We start from the raw sequence: 14,321 nt of genomic DNA on the forward strand, positions 1-14,321 counted from the left end.
ATCCTTTGCCTATCCAGCAGTCGCGAGTCGAAGCCACAGCGCCCCTCCTGCTCCAAGGGCAAGGAGAGCGGCGACGAGCTGATTGATGCGCAGCTTTCCAAAGATCACATCCGGCTTCTCTCTCAAGGGCTCCAGGAAGAAGCGTCCCGTGCCATACCACGCGAGCACGCCGAGCGCATAACTTCCAGGTGGATAGGCCCGCGACCACAACACCAGAAAAATCAACCCACCCAGCAACCACCACGCCATCTCCATGAACTGCACCGGAATGCGGCGTTTCCAGACACAATGCACATCATGGAGATGCACGCCCATCAGCCCTTGCGTTTCCCGACCCACACAGCAGCCATTGAAGACACAACCGAGGCGCACCCAGAATCCACCCGCCAGAATACCGGCGCCGAGATGATCCCAGAACGTCGCTGCCGGAATACCCAGCAGCCACGATACAATAAAGGTCATCGGCACCAAGGTCAGCAGAGCACCAAACACGCTCCATCCACCCCGGCGACCATCCCAGAGCGCGCTCCAGGAACCCTGTCTGAGATAGACAGGAGCATGTACCAAAAGATGATACACCCGCGCCCCAAAGAGACCCGCGAGCGCACACGACAGCGCCCCGAGACCGACACGGAGCGGGGAAAGACCCGAGTAGCTTGCCAGCGCCCCAACCGCCAGCGTGCCCACATAAAGGCCCACGCAGAGGAAGACCTTGTAGGAATTCACCCAGTGCCCCGCAATCTTGAAGTACCGAGGAAACGCCTCATGAATTGCAGGTGCGGCAACACGTTCACTCATGTAAGACCTCCCCTCATGGCCATAGCCAGGCTCCAGATGAGACCAAGACCGCCGATGGTGATGGCCACGTCAGCAAGGTTGAAAGCCGGCCAGAAGCGCAGGCAGATGTAGTCGCAGATGGTTCCATAGCGCGTGCTCTCCCACGCATGACTCAAGGAACCGCCGAGAAGCAACCCTACGAATGGTCTTCCCTCTGGCAACAGCATGCTGGCCGCCACCAGCGCCCCTGCCGCCCCAAACCACACAAGCCACAGGAAGGCGGGACTGGGACTTCCTTTCAATCGCGTCATCCACATCCTGCCACTGACCACGCGCACACAGCCGAGCATTCCCAGTGACACCGCCCGCGTGCCGAGCGACTGGCGAAGCGACGCCTTCACCCCGTGGTCGAGCAACGGCACGGCGAGGAGAAATGCCACCAGTAACAGCATGAGGTGCAGTCTAGGCTCCCGGAGCGGTTTGGGCAACGTCGTCGTCCGTGTAACCGCGCTCGTCATGATGATGATCCACTCCGAACTGCACGTGCTCCACGTTTCCGTCCGCATTCACCTCAATCGTGGTAGGCCAGCAGCGCACGCCATATTTCCGGGCCTGGCGCTGCTCCGGATCCTGCACCACCGTGAAGGTCAGCCCAAGACGCTGGCGAATCTCCTCCATCTTCTTGACATCCTTGCCCCCGTGGAAGGAGAGGATGCGAGGCATATTTTCCCCACCCTTCTCATGAAGCAGCTGCAGTCGCTCAAGTTCCGCCAGACATGGCGCGGACCACGACTGCCAGAAGTTCAGCAGAAGTGTCTGCCCTCGCATGCGGTGAAGTGCCGAGCGCTCGCGGCTCGCATCTTCAAACGTGATATCAGGAGCAGAGGCCCCCGTGTCCACGGCAAGCCGCAACGGCTGCGTGCGCGGCCCCGGTGCGACCACCAGCTTCTCTTCCAAAATCGCAGCGAATTTGTCTGGATCAGGAGTGCCCTCATGCTTCCAGACGAACTCACGACGCGCATTGATCAGGTAGCATGAAGGCCGCTTCGACACAGCAAAGGTCCGGGACCAGCCGCCGTCGTCATCCTCAGTGAGCTGCACGGAGACCGGGAATTTCCCTTCGCGCAGCGCGAGCCGTGCCTCCATCTCCTTGCGGGTGACATCGAAGGCGCCCTCCGGTAGAACGAGGATCACCAGGAGAGAATAGTTTTTGCGCTTCAGCTTGCGCAGCACCTCATGAAGCGACTGCAGCAAGTTCTCGGCGGGCCATTCCGGAAAGCAGACCAGCGTGTTGTGGCCGATGCCCAGCTTCCTTGGACGATCGGTGAGCACCGTCACGTGCCCGGAGATGGCCTCCCGCAGGATGGTGTCGTCACTCACATCTGGCGTCCAGGTCGGCAGGGTCACCGGTTCCCACCAGGCAGGAATGTCCATCACCACCTCCGGTTGGGGCGCAATGCACGTGGTGCCGCCGGAGATGTTTCGCGTCTGTCCGTTGGCAAGGATCTGGGTGCCCTCGATACGAAGGCAGATGCTGCTGAGCTGCGTGATGCCGGGCGGTTTCGGAAACACAAAACGATTGAACTCCGTGGCCGACTTCGCCACTCCAGACCATGCGGTCGGCGGAAAGGCAGGATACTCCACCCATGACCAGATGTGGCGCAGGACACGCCCTCCGGGAATCCAACTCCTCAATGCAGTAAAAGACTGGGCCTGCTCTGTCTCACGCACTTCCACGATTGGGTTGGGCCTCCCAGGTCCACCGATGTCTCCACGCACGATCACGCCATCCACCGTGATCTCCACACCGGAGTATCGAACCGTCGAGGCATTGTCAAAGGTTCTCAGGCCATTGGTGAGCTTCGCTCGGGCATCGTCGAAAACGGCTTCCACAGAGTCCTCATTGGCCTCAAGCGCCTTGTCGATCTCCGATCGGACAATGTTTGTCGCCGTGCCACTGGGAATGAACCAGGACTCGTCGACGTCCGGATCGCCAATACGCCGCAGGCTTGCGACTTGAGTGGCAGTATTGAGGCGTATTCTGATGCCCTGCTTGAAACTCACGAAGCCATTCGGTGCCCAAAAAGTATCCGTCTCCGCTTCCACGCGCCCTGAGAGTTCGATGGATCCAGCCTTGAACGTCATCGTGGGACCACTGGAAAAGCGGAGTTTGTAGGTCACGGAAACGCCAACTCCGAATCGTTCCAATCGCAAGGTGATGCTCCGTGCAGCGATCGACGCGCGAATGGCCTCAACATCGATAAGTCCCTGGATATGCTCCTTGCGCACGGCGAACGCAAAACCGCTGGAACCCACAAAGGAGGTATGGAGTGGCTGCACCCCAGACGCAGGAGCACCAGCGCCGGACAACTGCAGCGGCAACGTCAGGACCTGACCCACCGTGCCAATGCCCTTGAATTGGGAGAAGGGAAACCCGGCAGGCAGAGTCACCGGCATGAGTTCTATGCCCTCCCGTATGAGCTTGCGAATCTGGGCGCCGAGCTTGTTGGCATCTGCAGTACTGATTCCACTCGATGGCTCAGCGATGAATCGGATCTTCGCATCCTGATTGGAGGGTTTGATGTGCAATTTGCGAACTCCTCCGGCCACCGTCGTTCTCACTTCAAAGGTCGCCTGCACTTCACCATGCACGGGCTTTGCAAGCTCCCCCGTATCCGGGTCCGGGTAGTAATGGGCGCGAGCATGCGCATGAATGATCACCTCGGATGATGACCCTTCCGGGAAGCTTATCTGCAGCGTGGATATCTGCACCCTGGCACGCCCACGGATGACCTCGGGCTCCAACTCGCCCACCACGACGTCACCCAAGTGATCGAAGATGCCCTGGAATTTCGTTGCGACTCCCGGGGGCGACGTGCTGATGAGGTGATCCTGCAGATCCTTGATGGGCCTCGGCCCTTTCTCCTGCTGCAACTCAAGAACCCAATCGCCAAAGTCGATCACATGATCCGGGAACTTCCGGCGGGGATCACCGATCCGGGTGTCAACACTGTGAAGCAGCTTGAGCGGCGCGTTCTCTGACACGCCGTTCTGATGCAGGGTGGCGAGCAGACCATTGATCTGCCTCACGGAGATTTGTACCACCGCCTCGTAGTCTCCTGTCAGGTTGTTGGCCATATTATGCGACTTCTATGGTTTCTATCAGATAGATGCTTGGGGACATGGTGTAAGGAGTCCCTCCCGGGTTGGACACGGGAGGAAAGCGATCCTCGAGACCTGCCTCAGCAGTGGCAGCTCGGAAATACATGGCGGCCTCGGCGGCTGGCACATTGCTGACGTAGCGCACGTTGCCATTGCCGGCGGTGGCGTTGATGTCGAAGCTCACGAGGAGCGGTCGGGTGCGATCCAAATCGTATGCCACCGTGCTCAGTGTCACCCGCGTATTCGCAGGCACTTGAACCGCCTGAGCCACCACTTTGTTGTCACCGCCTGAATCGTAGGGATTACCCGAAGCTCCCACCTGTGAAATGTACACGCGATCAATCACCAGATTTCCCTGAGTGGATCCACGAATCGTGATGAATACCCTGCTTCCCCCGGCTGCCAGCCGCATAGGCTCTATGCGCTGCACGATGCAGTAGCCATGCAGGTTAGGCTGATCCGTCGCAAGTGCCGCGCTGAAACACGCGGCCGGAGGCAGGGTGGTGGCATCGACCTCCGTGGTGAAGTCCGACGCCATCATGCCCGACACGGCCTTCACCTTGTAGTAGTAGAGAGACGAATACAGCAAGCCCACATCCGTGAATGTGGTGACTTCGGACACGAGAGGCACAGGGGTTGTCTCTCCATCCTTGCGACGTTCGATTTCGAACATCACGGCATTCTCTTCGTCCTCGCCGCTTTCATGAGTCCATGAAAGGGACACTGAGTTTGGGGAGGTCGCGGCAACAGTCAGATTCTCGGGAACACTAAGAGACGGAGGAATGGTAATGCTGAAGCCGCATCCCGCATACCCCCACAACATGACCACCGGCACCAGCAGCAGCGGCGCCAGTATGAAAAGGGCGAACCATTCCATGACAGTTGAAGGTGAGAGATTGCGAAGAGAAAGGTGGCAGTACGGAAATCAGCTCACGCCACCTCGATGCGCTCAATGAGGTAGATGCTGTTGGACGTGTTGTAGGGCGTCGCACCGGGGTTCGCAGCGGAAGGAAGACGATCCGCCACCGAGGCTTCCGCAGTTGCAGGCCGGAAGAACATGGTTGCCTCCGCAGCCGGGACGGGATTCTGAAAGCGCACATTCCCTTGCCCTCCTGTGGCAGAGATATCAAAACACACCAGGAGAGGCCGGGTACGATCCAGCGTGTATGCCACGACAGGCAATGCCACCGGTGTATTGGCGGGCACCGTCACTGAGGTAGCCACCAGAGTCAGGTCAGTGGATGAGTCATAGGGATTCCCGGCGGCAGCAGGCTGTGAGATGAACACGCGGTCGATGACAAGATTCCCCACGGTGGAGCCTCGTACCGTGATGAACACCTGAGTCCCTCCAGCAGCCAGCCGTGTGGGCTCGATGCGCTGCACAAGGCAGAAGCCCTCCAGTCCCGGTTGATCCGTCATGAGTGTGGACGTGAAGCAGACCTGCGGCACGAGCGCGAGTGTGGTAGCCTCCACTTGCGTGGTGAAGTCCGTAGTCAGCGCACCAAAAACTGCTCTAACCCTGTAGCGATACAGGGTGAGTGGGAGCAGGCCAGTATCCGTGAAGGTGGTGCCCGTGGTGGGAAGTATGACCGGCGTCGTGTCTCCATTCCTAAGGCGCTCCACCTCGAATGTCACCCCTTCCGCGTCATCGCTTTGGAACCATGAGAGCGAGACCGAACCAGAGCTGACGTTGGTGACTGTCAGATCCACCGGCACCCCTGGAAAATACCCGCTCTGTGGATTAAAGGAGCAGCCGGCATATCCATACAACAGCACCACGGGGACGACCATCACCGCCGCCAGAAGCATCAGTAGAGTCCATTCCATATGAGAGGTAGGAGAGGTTGGAGTTTAGCGAAGCGCAGGCATTGCTGCAGGGGTCACCCGACATCAATGCGCTGCACCAGATAAATACTTGTCGATGCGTTGTAGGGTGGAGCACCTGGATTCGCCGCTGAGGGCAGACGATCCTGAATACCTGCCTCGGCCGTGGCCGCCCTGAAATGCATCGATGCGTCCGTCGCCGGCACGGGATTCACAAAACGGACATTTCCCATGCCTGCAGTGGGACTGATATCAAAGGCGACCAGCAGGGGCTTGGTTTGATCAAGCGTGTACGTTACCACGGGCAGTTCCACGATCTGCCCTGCCGGTATGCTAACCGCTGTGGCTATCTCCACGAGGTCCACTGCGGAGTCATACACATTGCCACCGGTTGCGACCTGCGAGATGGTCGCACGGTCAATCAAAAGATTCCCGGCAGTGGAACCTTGCAGCACCAAGCGCACCTTGCTTCCGCTTCGTACCAGTCGCACAGGCTCGATGCGCTGCACCAGGCAAAAGCCACCAATACCGGCCTGGTCCGTCGTCAGCGTAGCGCTGAAGGCGGGCATGAAGTCAAGTGTTCTACCCGTGGCACTCTCTGAGCGATCAGACTCCCTGAAATCATCCGTGCGTATGGCCAGCACCTCATAGGTGTATTCGGTGTTCGGAGTCAGACCGGTATCGAGATACTCGGTGGCGTCGGTGGTGAACTCGGCCTCCGAGCCCGGGGTGATGCGAAAGAGTTTGAAGGTGACAGGCTCGGATGAGGCCTTTGCCCAGCTTATCCGAATCGATTCTATGCTCTCCCCTTCCGCCTCCACATTGATCGGCGTGAAATTGAGAGTGGTTGGATCAAGACCAAAAACCTGATTGCAGCCTGCATAACCAAAGAGCAGCACCACCGGAATCACGACCAGTGGGACCAGGAGGACAAGCATGTACCATTCAAGTGTCATAATGATTCCGCGGATAACGATTCCCCGGAAGACTCCGCTTCCAGCTCAGGAGTGAGGCCAAATGTGACATCACGCAGCGTCCCATCACGACCGAGTTGCACCACCGTGGGCCAGCACCGCACACCCAATGCCCGGGCGAAGCGCTGCTCAGCATCCTGCGCGAGGAGGAAGCTGATTCCCCACTCCTTCGGCACCGTCTGAATAGCCTTGGTATCCGGCCCGCCATGGAATCCAATGATCAGTGGTCGACCTTCCTCACCACTTCCCTTCGCGTGCGAGCGTTGCAGCCTCAGCAATTCCTTCCGACAAGGCGCAGACCACGACTGCCAGAACAAAAGCGTCACCTCCCGTCCGCGATAGCGATGCAGCGCATGCCGCCCGCCATGCTGATCCTCAAACTCAAAGTCAGGCACCGCTTCGCCTCTTCGCAGGGAAAGTGATAGCGGCTTGAAGCCCGGTCTCAACGCCGGAGTCAGGTGCTCCTTGAGCGCGTGCACCAACTCATCGAGATTACCCTCCCTTTCCTGCTTCCACACAAACTCTCCGCGGGCATTCAGCAGGAATGTGGATGACCTGTCCCCCGCGGCAAAGGTGCGGCTCCATCCACCTTCAGTATCCTCCGCAATCTGAAGAGATACACCAGACTCACCCTCCATCTGCCGGAGCATCTGCGCCTCCATCTCCCTGCCGCGCACCCGCTGAAATGTACCAGCCGGGACAACCCAGATGACGGACAGCGGATGACTTCTTCCTGAAGTCGCCTGCAATGCCTTCTGAACGACGCGCAGCGGTTCCTCCACCTCCAGCGAGGCAAATCTCACCAGCGTATTGATGCCCCTGCCTCCGACAGGAGCACGTTCACCGAGCACGTTGATATACCCCGCAATCATTTCTTCCAGCAAGAACTCTGGAGGCCTGGGCCACCAGATGGGCAGGTACACCACATCCCACCATGGCGGCTGCACCAGAATGGGCTCGCGATCACTGACCTGGCACGCTCTACCAGCAACGATAGGTTGTTCCACACCGTTGGAGTCCAGCTGCGCGCCTTCGAGCTTCAGGCAGATGCGGTTCAACGTAGGAGCATCAGCGGGCTTGGTCAGCAGGAAGCGATGCTGCACCACCTGTTGCTTCACTTCTCCGGCCCACGGGATCTGGTTCTCCTTCACCCACGTCCAGATGAAACGGTCAATCCTCCCGCCAGGTATCCAGCTCTCATAGGCGCTGAAACTCTTGCCATCCGGAGTCTCCTGCACCTTCACAATCGGGGCATAGTGATACCGAGTGGATAGGGATCCGCGGATGATGATGCCATCGGGTGTGATCTCTATCGCGTCATACTTCGCATCCGCAGAGTCATCGAACGATTTGAGCCCGGCGCTGAACCTCACTCGGGTGCTGGCGAAGGTAGTATTGACCGGCCCGGATGCGGAACTGAGCGCGCTTGCCATCGCGGACTTCACGGCACCCAGTGCCGTGCTGTGGGAGATGAACCAGGACTCATCCACCGCAGGGTCTCCCACCGACTTGAGAGTCACCGACTGTGTGGGAGCATGCAGTTCCAGCGTCACTCCCTGTCTGAAGGTGATGTATCCATTTGGCAGTATCGATCCGGTGGTCAGCGCGATGTGGCCAGAGATCTCAATGACCCCGGCCTTCCATTCAATCGCAGGTCCCGAGGTGAAGCTGGCATGATAGGTCCCGGTCACAAATCCAATCCTCACCCGCACACTGAAGCTGCTGATGGATGCCTTCACCGAATCCATCAAGGGAGCGAGCAGCGTCGCAATGTGTTCCTTGCTCACCGCAATGGCATACTCGCTACCACCGATGAACTCATTCGTGATGCTCGCAAGACCCGCCGACGAAGCAACACCTCCCGACAACTTCATGGGAAGAGCAATCGCGTCGCCCAATCCCTTGAATGCAGCGAAGGGAAAGTCCGCAGGGATAGCCAAGTCCAGCGGCTCCAGCTTCCCGCGTGCAACCTTGCGCAGCTCCGTGGAGATCTTGTCTGACTCCGCAGCACTCGTGCTGAGGCCAGGATGACGGGTGAAATAGACCTTACCATCATCCGCCGAGGGCGTGACTTTCAACACAGGTTGTCCCTGGGATGAGGCGCCCGCAGTGACATCATAGGTAATGTTCACATCACCATGGATGGGATCCGGCAGTGTTGCCGTGCCAGCTGTGCCCTGGTAGTGGGCACGGATGGTCGCATGCACCATCACTTCCGTATGCGAACGCAGATTCAGCGAAATCGTTGGAGCCGCTACCTGCACATCCGCCCGCCCGTGAAGCTGACCCTGACGAAGAATGTCATGGAATGACTCCTGGATGGCTGTGATGGCATCACTCAACCGCACCGCCACGCCGGGCGCGGCCACCTTCACAGCATGGTCCCGGTAGATATCGAAGTTGCCACTGTCCTGCCACGACTTCTGCCCAGCAATCCACGGCCCAAGTCCCGCAGCCCCTGCTGACGAGCCGGAGCCCGAGAGACCATCTCCCAAGAGAAAGGAAACGCCGTGCGGCAGATGCGGAGACTTCAGAGGAAGGTCGCCGTTCTGATGCAGCGTCGCCAGCAATCCATTCACCTGGCGGATGCTGACTTGCAGCACCGCTTCATAGTCGCCTGTAAGTGCGTTGGCCATGATCAGGCAGCCTCAATCTTCTCGATGAGATAGACAGCGTTCGAAGGTTGGAAGTCAGACGCACGATTCGCCATCTGCGCCGCCTGCGTTGCCGCCTTGAAATACGTCTTCGTCTGCGCATCCACCAGGGCGCCAAAACGCACATTACCCTGGCCCGGCGTCGGTGAGACATCGAAAGCCACGAGCAGGGGCTTGGTCTTATCCAATGCGAAGGAGACCGGATCCAGCACCAGCGGTGTTGCGGCAGCTACTGTTACATTGGTCCCCAACAGGATTGGCAACGCCGACGAATCCCACGCCTCACCCACAGGCACCGCATGCGAGATGGTGATGGCGGAAAGCACCAATGGTCCCGAGACACCACCCCGTATCGTCAACCTCACGAGGGAGCCGCTGTTCGCCAGTCGGTCCGTTCCAATACGCACCACAAAACAAAAGCCGGACGCAGCTTGATCCGTGACAAGCGGCACCGGTGTACCTGTGGTGGGGGGATACACCGGCTTAAAGCTCAACGTGGACGCTGTGACCTTCACATCAGGCGACGAGGTCACACGCTCAGCCACTCCCTTGTTCACCCCATTCACAAACGAACGCAGACTGTACTCATAGGTCACGCCGGAAGCTGTGGCGGCATCTGTATGAGTCACCGTAGTGCTGCCACCTTGGGCCACTTCATAACTTGCCCCCGGCCTCTCAAGCGTGAAGCGCGTGGCCTTGGTGGATTCATTCTTCCAGGCGAGCGCAATGGAATTCAACGCGGGTGTCGCCACCAATCCTGTAGGGGCTGCTGGTCGTGTCGTCGCACTCGCTTCGGACGACGTGAAGGCATCGGAAGTGCCATTGAGATCCACGGCCGCGATGGAGTAGAAGAACGTGGTCCCCTCGGGAAGATTCACATCATCCACCTGAGTTCCCGTGACGCCTTGCAACGCAGGCACCGGTGTCAGGCTGCCCGATGACTCTCCTCGCGCAATGTTGAATTTCGCAGTGGCGTCACTATGAGTCCACCGCAGGGTGATGGTGCGGTCCCCTGTCCTGTCTGCAATGAGCGAAGTCGGAGGGGATGGTGCTGACACTGGCTCCGGGAGGAACGATCCGCAGCCCGCGAATCCGCACAGCAACACCACCGGCGCCACAACCAGCGGGGCCAACAGCGCGAGCAGCAGCCATTCCATGGAATCAGGGGGGACTGAGATGACTCGGACGGACTGCCGGCGAGCCATGCCTCATGACAACATCATCAAGGCATGAATACCGGGACGGGCCGACAGTCTCCCCCGATTCCAGGGAAAATACCCGTAAATAATAGATCAACCTTCTGCAGGTGACATGCGCTATTTATTTATCGATAATGCTGCACGCCACCCGCACGTTTCAACAACCCGTAGAGGACTGGACTTCGAAGGTCTTGTAATAGGCTCGTAAAATAGCCTTTACGGCTGTCTTGCGGAGGAAGCACTCAATCGATTGGACTCGCCCCAGCGAATGGCATGGCGCGTAACCGCGGCTCCATCTTCCAGTTTCAGCTTGGCTCGAATATTGGCGCGGTGCACATCTACAGTCTTGGGGCTGATGCGCATAGCCTCCGCGATCTGCGGTGTGCTGCGTCCTTCACCAAGAAGCTGGAACACTTCAAACTCACGATCCGTCAGCGCATCCAGTCCATCCGTTCCCTTGGGTGAGGTGCCGCTGGTGAATGCCTCCAGAATGTTATCCGCAATATCTTCACTCAGCCACAGCTTGCCCGCGGCCACCTTGCGCAGCGCGCGCTCAAAGACCTCATAGTCCGCGCTTTTCATCAAGTAACCCTTCGCTCCCGCCTTGATGGCGCGATGTGCATAAAGAGTCTCTTCATGCATGGAGAGCACGAGCAAAGGCAGATTCGGGTGCAGGGCATGCACGTCCTTGATCAATTCAAGGCCGCTTCTACCTGGCAGCGTGATATCCACCACGAGGACATCCGGCATGTCCGTATCGAGCTGCGTGAGGGCATCGGTGGCATTCGGCGCGGTCCAGGCGCATTCAAAGCCTTCGAGACTATCGATAAACTGCTTCATGCCCTCCCGCATGAAAGTGTGATCGTCTACAATGGCCACACGCTGCACGTCGGCCATCCCATCTTGGGTATCAGTACGTTTCATAAGACTAGCTCCGTTCCGCTGGCAATGTTTGCGACCGGGACCTCGCAGACCACTTTCGTGCCTCCGCCCGGTCTCGGCTGGAAGGAAATGCTTGCGCCAATGACCTCCACTCGACGCTGTACCATGTGAAGGCCCATGCCCACACTGCGTGGAGGATTGGCAGGAAAAGATATACCATCATTGAGAACCTCCAGGCGCAGGGTGCGTTCATCCTGCGTGAGATTGATTTCAATCTGTGTGGCTTGAGCATGCTTGGCCGCATTCACCGCCAGTTCCTGGGCTATGCGGTACACGTGCGTGCTCATCTCGGGATCAAACTGCGAGATACCCTCCGAACAATAGACCTCACACGGCACTTGGAACGAACTGGTTACGAACCGCCCCAGCTCCTGGATGGCGGGACTTAAGTCTTCCACGCCGCTCGCCACCGGCATGAGACCGCGCGCAAATCCCCGCACCAGGTTATTTGCGAGCGCAAGATCGGAGGCGAGTTCACCCGCGAGCTCTGCTTGAGGCAGATGAGCGACCACCAGGCTCTTGCGCAGCACGCCGCTCTTGAGCTTCGCTGCAGCCAGACGCTGGCACACATCATCGTGCAAATCGCTTCCAATGCGCCGGCGCTCCTCCTCGGCCACCAGCAGAAGCTGCTTGTCCACATTCTTCCGCTCCGTCACGTCGAAGGCGAATCCCGCAAGTGCATAGGGCTCATTGCGATGATCCTTCACCACGAAGGCACGCACCAGCAGCCAGCGCACCGGACGATCTGGCTGCACCAGGCGGAGTTCCACTTCGGCGGATTCCCGCCCTTGTTGCAGCTCACGGAGCAGGGTGAGAAGACGACGCCGTTCTTCACTGGGTACCGCATGGAGCCAGTCCCAGCGGTGCGTCGCGAGCCGGGCCCGGCTGCGGTTCCAGTACACCTCATAGGCATCATTCACGGTGGGTTCCGCGTTTCCTCTCAAGGGCGCCATCCAGAAGACATCACGGAGATTCTCCATCATCTTTTGGAGCCGCGTTTCCGTATCGCGCAAGTTGGTCGCCGCATCGAAGAAGCTCTTCGAGATCCTCGCCAGTTCATCATTGCCATGCAGCGGCTCGGGAAGCGGTGTCCCGGTGCCCACGGCCTTCGCCTGGGAAATGATCTGCTGCACACGCGAGGTCACCGTATGTTGCAACAGCAGCCACAGCAGAAGGCACGCAGCCAGGAGCAGGAAGCTTCGTGATATGGTCTGGTTCAACGCATGCGCACGCGCCTCGGCAATAGCACGGGCAAGGTCATACTCCAGGATCACCAGCCCCTTGTCCGTGAAGTAACTTCCCGTCAGATAAGGAAACACCGCCAGATAGCGCTTCCCCGGATCCACCTCGTGAATCAGGCCCTGCATGGTCTGCCTCGCCTGCGCAATCATGGGCCGCGCAATCCGCAGCGGCGTCTCATCCAGCGGCAATCCAGTCCATTGCCGCTTGGAGGAATGCTGCACCACATCATGCTGATCACAGATCACTCCCCGCACCAGATCGGGTGAGGCAGAGACATAACTCATCTCCAAATCCACGGCGTGATGCATCCCCCGCGCGATCAGGTGCTGCACGACTCCGGACATGCGCGTGCCATCCGAATACGCCAGCAGCTCCAGGGACCTCCTGCGCACCTCCTCCTCACGCCGCACCTGCATCACGTGATTCGACATCACCAGTCCCGCGCCGAAAAGCAACAGGATGGCGGACAGTCGGAACTGCAGGGTGCTGGCAAACTTGGGCATCATGGCTGGACAAACCGCGCATCGGTCCAGGGCTGGTCTTTGCGTGGCTCTTTGATCACACCCTTCAGTGCGAGGAATTGGCCAATCTTTTCAATGGTGTACTGCAGTCCCTCCGGCCCCTCGCTCAACAGGCGCGCATTCTCCGCGCGGTCGGGTTGGTGCAGAAGGGAGAACACTTCACGGAGCCGGGCCACCGTCAGAGACTCCCTGCGCGCGATGGCTTCGATGGCGCTTGCTGGGGCACCATCATGCAATTTTTCCAGGCCTTTGAAGTGTCCGTCTACCAGTTGCTCCAAGGCCGGAATGCGGGACTCAAGCACTTCCGTCCTGACCGCCAGCACGCGCACCAGTTCTCCGGGAAGTTCCTTGCTGCTGAAGATCTCCGTGCCACCGCTCGCAATCACCTTGGAGCGAAATGGCTCGGAGGTCACCACGGCATCCAGACTCTGCTCCACAAATGCGCCTGCGGACTCTGCGACGTTCAGTGGGACCACCTGTACATCCGCCAGGGTCATGCCTTCCTTGCCCAATGCCCGCGCCAGCACATAGGAACCTATCGAGGTAAGTCCGACGCCTATTCTACGCCCCCTCAGAGCCTTGATGCTCGTGATCTCGGGTTTTGCGACAATGGCATCCGCCCCTCTGGAGACATCCAGCACGAGGATGGCACGCAAGTCGTGGCCACGATCCGCCAGCCTCAACATCTCGTCTAGAGTCAACACCGCCACGTCCGCCGCTCCATTCTCAAACGCCCGCATCGTGGCGGAGGGCCAGGGCATCTCCATGATGGTGATGCTCTCGGGGATGAAATCCAGCTCATCTGCCAGGGCAATAGGTTCCACTCCCGGCCACGTCCCCACGGCCACCGTCAGTGGAGTCTTCCACTGCACCGGGGGCCAGAACATCCCTGCCGCGGCAAAAGCTGCCGCCAGCAAAGCCACCACCACAATGGAGAACCGGGATGTCATTCAAAGATCCATGCAGGAAAACATGGCCCGGGCAATAAGGTTCCGGCTTAGAGGGACCAAAAGCCCCTGCCCGGTC

11 protein-coding genes are annotated in these 14,321 nt (G+C 59.0%); all 11 read right to left on the reverse strand.

Annotated features, from left to right (window positions below; all coding sequences use genetic code 11):
* Positions 1-9 precede the first annotated feature (9 nt).
* Positions 10-798: a prolipoprotein diacylglyceryl transferase family protein gene (locus G5S37_RS24400; protein WP_165207465.1), complete on the reverse strand. Its 789-nt coding sequence runs from the start codon at positions 796-798 to the stop codon at positions 10-12.
* Positions 795-1,229, reverse strand: a complete 435-nt coding sequence (locus G5S37_RS24405; RefSeq protein WP_165207467.1) for a signal peptidase II — start codon at positions 1,227-1,229, stop codon at positions 795-797. The genes G5S37_RS24400 and G5S37_RS24405 overlap by 4 nt, the downstream gene beginning before the upstream one ends.
* A 10-nt stretch (positions 1,230-1,239) precedes the next feature.
* A complete protein-coding gene (locus G5S37_RS24410; RefSeq protein WP_165207468.1) occupies positions 1,240-3,915 on the reverse strand; it encodes a TlpA disulfide reductase family protein in 2,676 nt (891 codons plus the stop codon).
* A 1-nt stretch (position 3,916) separates the two neighbouring features.
* Positions 3,917-4,816, reverse strand: coding sequence for a fibronectin type III domain-containing protein (locus G5S37_RS24415; RefSeq protein WP_165207469.1), 900 nt, complete (start codon positions 4,814-4,816; stop codon positions 3,917-3,919).
* A gap of 53 nt (positions 4,817-4,869) precedes the next feature.
* A complete protein-coding gene (locus tag G5S37_RS24420; RefSeq protein ID WP_165207470.1) occupies positions 4,870-5,766 on the reverse strand; it encodes a fibronectin type III domain-containing protein in 897 nt (298 codons plus the stop codon).
* A gap of 53 nt (positions 5,767-5,819) precedes the next feature.
* Complete coding sequence (locus tag G5S37_RS24425; protein ID WP_165207471.1) at positions 5,820-6,701, reverse strand: fibronectin type III domain-containing protein; 882 nt, start codon at positions 6,699-6,701, stop codon at positions 5,820-5,822.
* 14 nt (positions 6,702-6,715) lie between these two features.
* Positions 6,716-9,373, reverse strand: a complete 2,658-nt coding sequence (locus G5S37_RS24430; RefSeq protein ID WP_165207472.1) for a TlpA disulfide reductase family protein — start codon at positions 9,371-9,373, stop codon at positions 6,716-6,718.
* A gap of 2 nt (positions 9,374-9,375) precedes the next feature.
* Positions 9,376-10,596 carry a fibronectin type III domain-containing protein gene (locus G5S37_RS24435; protein ID WP_165207473.1) on the reverse strand — a complete coding sequence of 407 codons (1,221 nt, stop codon included), beginning with the start codon at positions 10,594-10,596 and terminating at the stop codon, positions 9,376-9,378.
* 210 nt (positions 10,597-10,806) lie between these two features.
* Positions 10,807-11,514, reverse strand: coding sequence for a response regulator transcription factor (locus tag G5S37_RS24440; RefSeq protein WP_165207474.1), 708 nt, complete (start codon positions 11,512-11,514; stop codon positions 10,807-10,809).
* The gene (locus G5S37_RS24445) at positions 11,511-13,280 is read right to left on the reverse strand and encodes an ATP-binding protein (protein ID WP_165207475.1); all 1,770 of its coding nucleotides are present in this window, start codon (positions 13,278-13,280) and stop codon (positions 11,511-11,513) included. The genes G5S37_RS24440 and G5S37_RS24445 overlap by 4 nt, the downstream gene beginning before the upstream one ends.
* On the reverse strand, positions 13,277-14,245 hold the full coding sequence (locus G5S37_RS24450) for an ABC transporter substrate-binding protein (protein WP_165207476.1): 969 nt from the start codon (positions 14,243-14,245) through the stop codon (positions 13,277-13,279). Before G5S37_RS24450 ends, G5S37_RS24445 begins: the two co-directional genes overlap by 4 nt.
* Between the last annotated feature and the right edge of the window lie 76 nt (positions 14,246-14,321).

Source organism: Roseimicrobium sp. ORNL1 (assembly GCF_011044495.1).
GTDB lineage: Bacteria > Verrucomicrobiota > Verrucomicrobiia > Verrucomicrobiales > Verrucomicrobiaceae > Roseimicrobium.

What these genes read in the sequence shown, in the direction of transcription:
- G5S37_RS24440 (WP_165207474.1), bottom strand. Translation starts at nt 11,514, where the DNA reads ATGAAACGTACTGATACCCAAGATGGGATGGCCGACGTGCAGCGTGTG.
- G5S37_RS24445 (WP_165207475.1), bottom strand. Translation starts at nt 13,280, where the DNA reads ATGATGCCCAAGTTTGCCAGCACCCTGCAGTTCCGACTGTCCGCCATC.
- G5S37_RS24420 (WP_165207470.1), bottom strand. Translation starts at nt 5,766, where the DNA reads ATGGAATGGACTCTACTGATGCTTCTGGCGGCGGTGATGGTCGTCCCC.
- G5S37_RS24435 (WP_165207473.1), bottom strand. Translation starts at nt 10,596, where the DNA reads ATGGCTCGCCGGCAGTCCGTCCGAGTCATCTCAGTCCCCCCTGATTCC.
- G5S37_RS24405 (WP_165207467.1), bottom strand. Translation starts at nt 1,229, where the DNA reads ATGCTGTTACTGGTGGCATTTCTCCTCGCCGTGCCGTTGCTCGACCAC.
- G5S37_RS24430 (WP_165207472.1), bottom strand. Translation starts at nt 9,373, where the DNA reads ATGGCCAACGCACTTACAGGCGACTATGAAGCGGTGCTGCAAGTCAGC.
- G5S37_RS24415 (WP_165207469.1), bottom strand. Translation starts at nt 4,816, where the DNA reads ATGGAATGGTTCGCCCTTTTCATACTGGCGCCGCTGCTGCTGGTGCCG.
- G5S37_RS24400 (WP_165207465.1), bottom strand. Translation starts at nt 798, where the DNA reads ATGAGTGAACGTGTTGCCGCACCTGCAATTCATGAGGCGTTTCCTCGG.
- G5S37_RS24425 (WP_165207471.1), bottom strand. Translation starts at nt 6,701, where the DNA reads ATGCTTGTCCTCCTGGTCCCACTGGTCGTGATTCCGGTGGTGCTGCTC.
- G5S37_RS24410 (WP_165207468.1), bottom strand. Translation starts at nt 3,915, where the DNA reads ATGGCCAACAACCTGACAGGAGACTACGAGGCGGTGGTACAAATCTCC.
- G5S37_RS24450 (WP_165207476.1), bottom strand. Translation starts at nt 14,245, where the DNA reads ATGACATCCCGGTTCTCCATTGTGGTGGTGGCTTTGCTGGCGGCAGCT.